Source organism: Burkholderia sp. HI2714 (genome assembly GCF_002223085.1).
Lineage (GTDB): Bacteria > Pseudomonadota > Gammaproteobacteria > Burkholderiales > Burkholderiaceae > Burkholderia > Burkholderia lata_D.
In genome coordinates, this window is sequence record NZ_NKFM01000084.1 from 1 (window position 1) to 8,619 (window position 8,619).

General features: G+C 60.4%; 6 protein-coding genes. 4 read left to right on the forward strand and 2 right to left on the reverse strand.

Annotated features, from left to right (window positions below; genetic code table 11):
- Positions 1–42 precede the first annotated feature (42 nt).
- Complete coding sequence (locus CFB82_RS40525; protein ID WP_089487827.1) at positions 43–3,024, reverse strand: Tn3 family transposase; 2,982 nt, start codon at positions 3,022–3,024, stop codon at positions 43–45.
- Positions 3,025–3,066: 42 nt separating this feature from the next.
- Positions 3,067–3,501: a hypothetical protein gene (locus CFB82_RS40530; RefSeq protein ID WP_089487828.1), complete on the reverse strand. Its 435-nt coding sequence runs from the start codon at positions 3,499–3,501 to the stop codon at positions 3,067–3,069.
- Between the two features lie 464 nt (positions 3,502–3,965).
- On the opposite strand from CFB82_RS40530, the gene CFB82_RS40535 reads away from it, so the two are divergent.
- The 4 genes from CFB82_RS40535 to CFB82_RS40550 all read left to right on the forward strand — a co-directional run bounded on the left by CFB82_RS40535 (position 3,966) and on the right by CFB82_RS40550 (position 8,385).
- Complete coding sequence (locus CFB82_RS40535) at positions 3,966–4,427, forward strand: hypothetical protein (protein WP_256990770.1); 462 nt, start codon at positions 3,966–3,968, stop codon at positions 4,425–4,427.
- 97 nt (positions 4,428–4,524) lie between these two features.
- The gene (locus CFB82_RS40540) at positions 4,525–6,216 is read left to right on the forward strand and encodes a phage integrase family protein (protein WP_089487830.1); all 1,692 of its coding nucleotides are present in this window, start codon (positions 4,525–4,527) and stop codon (positions 6,214–6,216) included.
- 95 nt (positions 6,217–6,311) lie between these two features.
- Positions 6,312–7,979, forward strand: coding sequence for a hypothetical protein (locus CFB82_RS40545; RefSeq protein WP_143751064.1), 1,668 nt, complete (start codon positions 6,312–6,314; stop codon positions 7,977–7,979).
- A gap of 22 nt (positions 7,980–8,001) precedes the next feature.
- On the forward strand, positions 8,002–8,385 hold the full coding sequence (locus CFB82_RS40550; protein ID WP_089487832.1) for a hypothetical protein: 384 nt from the start codon (positions 8,002–8,004) through the stop codon (positions 8,383–8,385).
- Positions 8,386–8,619 lie beyond the last annotated feature (234 nt).

Here is an 8,619-nt window from a genome sequence, read left to right on the forward strand (position 1 = left end):
TCAGGGTCGGCCGGGATTCGCGAAATTTTCGCCAAAATTACCTTAAGCTACTGATTGGAAAGAAAAATCTATACTTGGGTCGAGCGGCAATGCCCTTCGCTGGAGATCCAGCAAATAGGAGCCGAGTCGGTTGATGTGCTCGCGTCGATATGGCGAGAGCACCTGCAATACTTCGGCGTCGATCGGCAGGCCCTTGTCCTGCAACGCTTTGAGTTTGCGCGACATCCACTGCACGTTGTACAGAATCACCATGTTCGCGACGAGCTGGTTGTATTTGATGACCTTGCGCTGCTCGTGCCGGAGATTTTCGGCGATCACTTCCCCGCCGAACATCAGCCACTTCGCGAAGTCGTTGAACTGCTCGCTCTTGTTCGTCGCCGCGTGAATGGTCTGGCGCATTTCCGGATCGTCGATGTAGCGCAGCAGGAACATCGTGCGGATCACCCGGCCGAGTTCGCGGAAAGCAAAGTACAGTTTGTTCTTGACGCTCTCGGAACCGAGGCGACGCAGGATCGTCGACGGCGTCATCCGTCCTGCTTTGATCGAGACCGCGACACGCAGCATGTCGGGGAAATGCCGTTCGATCAGCCCCCAGTCGATGCTGGCCCGGAACAGCGACTCGATGTTCTTGTAGCGCCGACGCCGGTCGGCCTTATAGAACACCAGTTCCTTGATATCGCGGATACGCGGCATCAGATTGATCCCGAGCAGATGCGCGAGTGCGAACACCGGCGCGCTTTGCGCGTGCGTGTCGCCATGCACGGTGTCCGGCTGCACATCGGAGGCGTTCTTGATCAGCCCGTCGAGGATGTACACGGCCTCGTGCACGCCGCACGGGATGAAGTGGCTGAACAGCGCGATGTACATGTCGGACACGTGGTAGTAGCCGATCCCGCCATAGCCGCCGTACCGAATATGGTATTCCGACAGCAGGTTCTGCTCGTACAGATTCCACTTCGTGCCGTCGGCTGACACTCGCTTGCCCGAACCCCAGAATTTCGGCAACGCGAACTGGTTGTACGCATTGATCACCTTGACGATCGCCTTGTCGAGCCGTTCCTCGGTGACGTGCTTCAGGTTCAGCCATGCGACCTGCTTGCGGCTCAGGTTCTTGACCGAGCGCGCGGTCTGCGTCGGCCCGAGATTGCAGCCGTAGCAGAACAGTGTCGTGATGAAGCGCTTGCGCGGATCGTCGACCTTCGCCTCGAATCCCGAGAGCGGCCCGAAGAGCCGGTGCAAATCGAGCCATTGCTCGGTTTCGGTGAGGATATCCAGGATGCTAACCGGCCGCATCGAAGCCGTGATCGCCTGGTCGATCAAGGACCGGTTGGACGGGTCTGGCTTCTTGTCGAGCCGGTGGAGAATGAGGCCCTGCGCGCCGATCTCGACGTGATCGTTTTCCGGAAAACCCGCGTCGACCTTGTCGGCCAGCGCGCCGAGCTCGTCCTTCAGTTTCTGGACGAAGGCCCGGCTGTCGACTGGGAAGTCGACGAGCTCGCTGTAGCGCGGCAATTCCTCGCGGAATTCGTCCCATGACACCTGGTGTTCGCGCGGGTCGTCATATTGATCGCTGCCCTCGACGAAGATGTCGCCGGAGTTGAGTTCCCGCATGACCTGACTGAACACGCAGAGCTCGAAGTACTTCCGGTGCAGCAGACGCGCCGATCGGCCGTCCGGCAACACGCATCGCTCCCACTTCTCTGGGAGCCAGTCGAGCGGCAATTGCGCGAGATCGCCATTGCTGAGCAACAGATATTCGCGTCGCGACGTACGCAGTTGCTTGATCCACTCGAGCGCCCGAAGTAATGCGTCGTCCTGCGAGCTGGGTTTCATCGAGAGTTGTTCGACGCACTGGAACAACAACGAGCGCAGGTTTTTATACGGCGCGAGCAGAAATGGAAAGATGTGATTGCCGGCCTGCGCGATATGCTCGTTGCAGCGGATCAGGACAGTGTCGGGGTCGTTGTTCAATGCGGCGCGCATCTGCGCGATACGCATGGCCGCAGGCGTTTCGTCATCCTGCAGCACGTTCAGGACGTCGCGGAACTGGCTGACGAGCGACTGCAACTGGTCGGCATGCGCGAGCTGGTACTGCTGAAGTCGCAGCTTGGCGGTGTGCTCGAGGTTGCGCACTGTCTTGATAAAAATCTCGGCGACGTCGTCGAGCGCTTTCTGGCGTTGCGCGAGCATGAACAGCAGCGCAAGCGTGTAGCGCTTGGCAGGCTTCAGTGCCCGCATTTCATGCACGTCAAGCGCGCGTGCCTCGGTGACGAACTGCATGCGCTTCGCAACCGAGAGCATACTCGGCACGGGCGGCAAGCCGTTCGCCAACGCGTTCATGGACTGGATGTGCTCGAGGAAACTCGCGATCTCCCGTGGTCCGGGCCGCTTCGGTTCGCGCTTGAGTTCGTCCCACTGGGTTCGACCGTGTTTGACCAGAAACAGTGCATCGACGCGCTCCTTCAGCGTGTCGTCGAGCGAGTCGACGAACGCGCGATAAATCGATTCGTGGAGCTGACTACGGGCGTGACCAGCGATCCGCGTGAGCGTCGCGAGGGGCGGCAGCTCGTAGCGACGCCGGACCAACTCTTCCAGCATCACGTTGACGATGTCGGGCAATTCCGCCTTGGTCCGGGCTGCGTGTGCGGCGATATCGGCCAGCCATGCGTGGGTGGTGCTGTCGACGGGGAGAATCCGGACGAACTCACGGAGGATTTTCTGGTGCCGGGATTTGCTGCCTGAGCGATCGTAGCGCGCGAGGGTTGTGCGCGGCAGCAGGCGGACGCCGAGCACGGTGCACACGTGTTCGATGATGGCCGGCGGCACATCAGAGATGACCGGCATGTAGCCGAGACGCTGCAGCAGCTTTAGCTGCGCGAGGATCAGCACGCGCGTAGGCGCCTGACGGAACTGGCCGAACACGAACCGGATCTCTGCCGCGCTGGGCGTATAGACCGTCCGCAATTCCGCTTCCTCCAGCTCTGCCGGGAGTACCGGGTACGCGGGTTCGTGAATTTTGGTCATCGATGCAGCCTCGGTCCTCGAAATCTCCGCATTGCTGACCTATCAGCGCCTCGGAGGCTTGAGGTGCCCCGATAGCACCGCCGCGGCGAGGTCGGCATCGCTCATGCCCATGATCCGGTCGATGGTGTTCTGAGACAGTTCGTCAACCAGTGCGAGAATCTGATCCTGCAACGCCGACAATTGATCGGCCCGTGCCGTCAGATGCGCGAGCATGTCGCGCTGTTTGGGCGTCGACACCTCGGACTGCCAACGCTTGAACTGTTCTCGTTGAGCCGGCAGAAAATCCCGTTGCTCGCTGTACATCTGCCGGATGCGTGCGAGCGTCGCGTCGTCAAACACTTGGGGATGGAGGCGGCACGACACCAACTGGCCGTGAAGCGCCTGCGCCTCTTCCACTTGCCCGCCGAACAGGTCGAAGACGATCAGCAAGTAGCTGATTGGCCGCCAGACCGGCGTTGGCGGTTGGTTCGAGTTCATGGAGCGGACCTCCAGTCGGAGCGGATAAACTTGACAGAAATCGGTTTGCGGCAGAGCAACGCCTCGGGGAAGACGATTGTAGCGCGCAGCGGCGGTGGCCTGGTGCCGACTGCCTCGGGAACCGGCGCGTCCGTTCCTGGTTGAATTTCGTCAATTTTGGTCAGATTGAGCCGGCAAAACAGCATAGATGCATTGCTGAATGCCGTGGCATAAATCGAAATGCTGTACGACCGCCCTGTCATCGGGGCGCCATACTCGACGCGATGCCCGCCCCGACGTCTCCATCGGACTGCACGCATTGGGAGATCTGGGAACACTGGTAGTCGCCGTCACACTTCAAAATGCAGCGCAGGGCTCACAGCAGGCGTAGCGTAAACTGGTCTTCATCGGCCCGACGCTCGTTCGAGCGGATCGTCTGGGTCTGGCATGATGCGGTGGTCAATATTGAGTCACGAATGAATAAGATGGAAAGCAGGAAGCGTTCTTCGCAACGAACTAGCCGCTCGGGCCTGACGAGAGAAATGTTGTTGCCGCTGCCGACGGAAAAGGTTCGCGCGCTGTCGCTGGAGAACCATCTCGCGCTCGCCACCGTGCGAGGCGGACACGGCGATCTCGATCAGGTCAGTTGCCTGGTGCGGGTGGTGTACCTCGCGTTTTATCTGCGGGAGACAACTTCGGCTGGCGCGGATTTTGATCTGTACCGGCGCGCCGAAGCGGCGCTCAATGCGTGCGTCACGCGGGCGGAACAAGGTGAGCGCTGCCTGCTGCTCGACCACGAACTTGCGATCGTCGAGCGAATTCTCGTTGTTCACGACGAACAGTTGGCCGCTGTCCCGTGGCATCGCTACTTGGACGCCTGGAAACGGCTGCAACACTACATTGTGGCTGGCAAACGCTCGCCGATTGCGGCCGCTGCGGGCACCTGATCACAACAACGGAAAGAGGAATGTCAGCCTCTACGTGACGATGGAGAGATAAGGCTTATTATCCGTCTATCAACAAAATTGTTCTAAACTGGCGGTCATGAAAACGCGCGAGATCCTTCCCGTCGACGACACTGCCCCCGACGCTCCGGACGAAGCCGAACTCGCCGCACTGCGCGCCTGGTACGCTGGGTTGGACGCGCGGGCCGCCGTTGCACATTACCTCGGCGTTCGCCGGGAAGCAGGAGCATCGTCGCGCGGTATCCTCGGCCAGATTCGCCGGCGACTCGTCGCGTATGCACAAGCCCGGCACCGTGCCGACTTGGCCGCCGCATTCGTCGTTCGCCCTACACGAACATCGGCCGACAGCGTGACCCGCGCGATCGAGGTACTTCGCAATCTGCCCGTGCCGGAGCCGCTGATCACCGACACGGTCGAGCAGTGGCTGCCGCCGCGCATTGTCGAGGCGCTGCACGCGCACGGTGTGCGAACCCTGGCCGATCTGACCGTGCGGATCCCGCGGCGACGCCGCTGGTGGTCGGCGATCGCCGGACTCGGTGCTGCCGGCGCACGCCGCATCGAGGCGTTCTTCGCAGCCCATCCAGCGCTGACTGAACGCGCCCGAGCGCTGATCATTGCGGCGCCTGTCGGCGATATCGTGCCGTGGGAGCAACTGCGCATACCGCACGAGGTCGACGGTTCAGGCGGCCAGTTCCGCGCGCCGCTAAACACCTGCCTGCTGAACGCGTCAAACGATTACGAGGCGATCCAGTCGTGGCTATCGCTGCATGAGTCCGCAGCCACACAGCGCGCGTACCGAAAAGAGGCGGAACGCCTGATCTTGTGGGCCATCGTCGAACGCGGCCGCGCCCTGTCGTCGCTGACCACCGACGACGCGATCGCGTACCGCGGCTTCCTGCGGCGACCAACGCCTCGCGAGCGCTGGGTCGGCCCATCGCGGCCACGGCACAGCATCGAGTGGCGGCCGTTCACGGGCCCGCTGTCCGCCCGCTCCGCCGCGTACGCCTTGAACGTCCTGTCGGCGTTGTTTCGCTGGTTGGTCGAGCAACGCTACGTCCTCGCGAATCCGTTTGCCGGCGTCAAGGTGAAGAGCCAAGCGCAACGTGCTGGACTGGATGTGTCCCGGGGCTTCTCCGAAGGCGAGTGGCTGCTGATCCGCACGCTCGCCGATGGGCTCGAATGGTCGTACGGCTGGAGCACGCCCGCTGCGCAACGCCTCCGCTTTCTGCTGGACTTCGGCTATGCGACCGGCCTGCGCGCGCGCGAGCTGGTCGGCTCGACACTTGGCGACATCCGTCGCGACGAGCGTGGCGGTCATTGGTTACACGTGCTCGGCAAGGGTGGCAAGCTCGGTAAGGTGACGCTGCCGGCGCTCGCCCGAACCGCACTGGATCAGTATCTCGTGGAGCGCGGACTGCCGGTCACGCCAACACGCTGGAATCCGGCGACGCCGCTCGTCGGCAGCCTCGAGGAGGACGACGCGGGCATCGAACCCAGGCGGCTCTGGCGCGTGCTTCGCCGGTTTTTCGTGCTGGTGGCCGACGCGATCCAGGGCGAACGGCCAGCGACCGCTGAGAAGCTGCGCCGCGCAAGCCCGCACTGGATGCGTCACACGCACGCGTCGCACGCGCTGGCGCGGGGCGCCGAGTTGATCATGGTGCGTGACAACCTGCGGCACGCCTCGATCTCGACAACCTCGACCTATCTACATAGCGACGAGGTACAGCGGGCACGGCAGTTTGATCAAGCGTTTGAGGCACGAAAGGCATAGACTGCCCAAGGTCTCGATGTCGCGCTGGACCAACGACGGAGTCGGTGCGTGCAGTCGGAGCGAGCGCGAGCCTTATCGCGAACGGAGCGTAACGTATGGCACACAAACCCACAGGAAAAATCTCGACCGATACCTACATGGATGTCTTGATTGCCCTGTTGGCCAACGGGTACACGGACGAAGTCCGATTGTTGACGAAAAGTATCCAAACCAACGTGGACGAAGTGCTCGACTTCGAAGAGGCATTCGATCAGTTGAACACGGAGGGATTGATCAACTGGGTGGGTACGCCCTCGCAGGAAGCTTCAATGGTGCGGGTCGAAAACAGTCTCGAAGAAATGTGTACGTTCCTGGAGGGAATGGACGTCTTTGAGAGCTATGTTGCGGTGACCAACCACGGGCGCGAAGTCACGATTGAAATCGGCTGGCATGATATGCGAGCCGGTCCCGTCGTGTGGGATCGTTGGACCGTCGAGGTTGACGATCCAGTGATTGCGTTCGCGGATATCGGCTTCCTGTTCGATGACAAGCAATACCGCTGCGGGCCTAAAGCAGCCGAGAAACCCGAGCCGCCACTGTATCGATACCATCCTGAGCGATTCAAATCCTACCGGGAATATGCCGAATCCATTGGCAAGTTCTACCGTCACAAGGTGGAACCGGTATCGGGTATGTTGATACTGGAACAGCTCAACGAGATCGTACGCTTCGTGATGCTCGAGCTGAACGTCCGATCGATGCGGTTCCCCCGCAAGCAGAAGGACTCCCACCCATCGCCTTCGCTGGTCTCCGAATCTGAGATGACGCTCGCCACGGCCTATGGCCGGTTCGTTCAGGCCGGCAGGCAGATCATGGATTTCCCGGTCGAATTGACGGAAATGCTTGCGCGAACTGATATCGACGACATTCCACTGACCAACATCAAACTGCCCTACGCCTCGCAATACTTGCACTTTGGGCCGCAGGCGGAACTCGAGCTTGAACCGGGATGGCTGGTGGACGGCGCGTATGTGGAACAGCGAGGCCACAGTGGAGAATTGCGCTTCACCGTGACGGCAGCTCCTGCCGATCGAGGGTTGTCGAATCAGTGGTATCTGTTTCCGGAGGCGCAATACACCCAAGACTTCGCTGGCAACTTCGGATCGACTGATCTGGCCACAGCCATCGATACCGTCCTGTCGGATCGACTCGCCGGTTTGCAACATCAGCAAGCAAAAGCCGGAGGCGATATCACAGCAGCCATGCAGATCGGACTTGCCAGCATGGGTACAACCATACCGGAAGGACTGCGAATCGTGGATGTCGGGCCAGAGATGGCAGCGGTACGCGAGGACATCAACAACCGTCGATTTCCGATTTATAAAGCAGCGTTGCAATTGGTGGTCAACGCGTTGTGCTACGTCGCTGCTTATCCCAATGATATCGATACGGTCTGGCCACTGGGGACGCCGGAGTCGCTCAAGCAGAAGGTACTATCAGGGAAGGACAAGGAGAAGATGCGAGCCAAGTCCAAACTGGCGTCGCTGGGCTACGTTCCCGTTCACGTCTGTGGCAAACGTATCGTGGAACAGCGCAACGCCCTCGGCATTCATCCTTCGGGACACGGCCAGGTGGCAACCCACTGGCGTCGAGGCCACTGGCGCAATCAGGTCCATGGTCCAGGCCGGTCTTTGCGGAAGCTGATCTGGTTGATGCCCGTCGTCGTGGGCTCGAAACCAGGCACAGCTGAACCTGAGGATGGGCATCTCTACCTTGTGTCCTGATTCAAGCTAACGGAACATCACGATGAGTAAGGCAAGCTTGGACACGACCGAAAAGATATCGAAGACGATCCTGGACTTCGGCGAGCCACTTTTATCGGAGGCCGTTACCGAAGAAACACCGATCGCCGTGGTGCGCGAGGTATATAAGCTAGTGGTGCTGGTGTGGAACGCGCACGTCGCCGCGTCCGCCCACTGGGGCGACTCCAGTTATCTCCAGATGTTGCAGCAGTTGGCCGCTTCGCCGCAGATGCCCTCGGAAGGGCGTGCGTGGATTGAGAGGCTTTCGAATCGTTGGCGCGAAAAATTTACCAACGCCAAGTACTGTGTTGGCCATTGGCACGTCAAAATCAAAGACGACGATACCCTGAGTTTTTTCTGCGACGCTCGGGAAGCGCCGCGGCAATAACCTGTTGGTGACGCACTCTACAGTTTCAACGGTGATGACGCCACCACATATCCGCGCCGCGGCCAGCCAAGCTCCGCGACGGTACTGGAGTCTCCTCGACTCGAGCGCAACCGCACACACGGATCTGAAAAAGCTTCGCGCCCTATGGCCTTGGTCGAAATTTGAAATTTCTATTTCAAATCATCGATTTAAGGTCATTTTGGCGAAAATTTCACGAATCCCGGCCGACCCTCA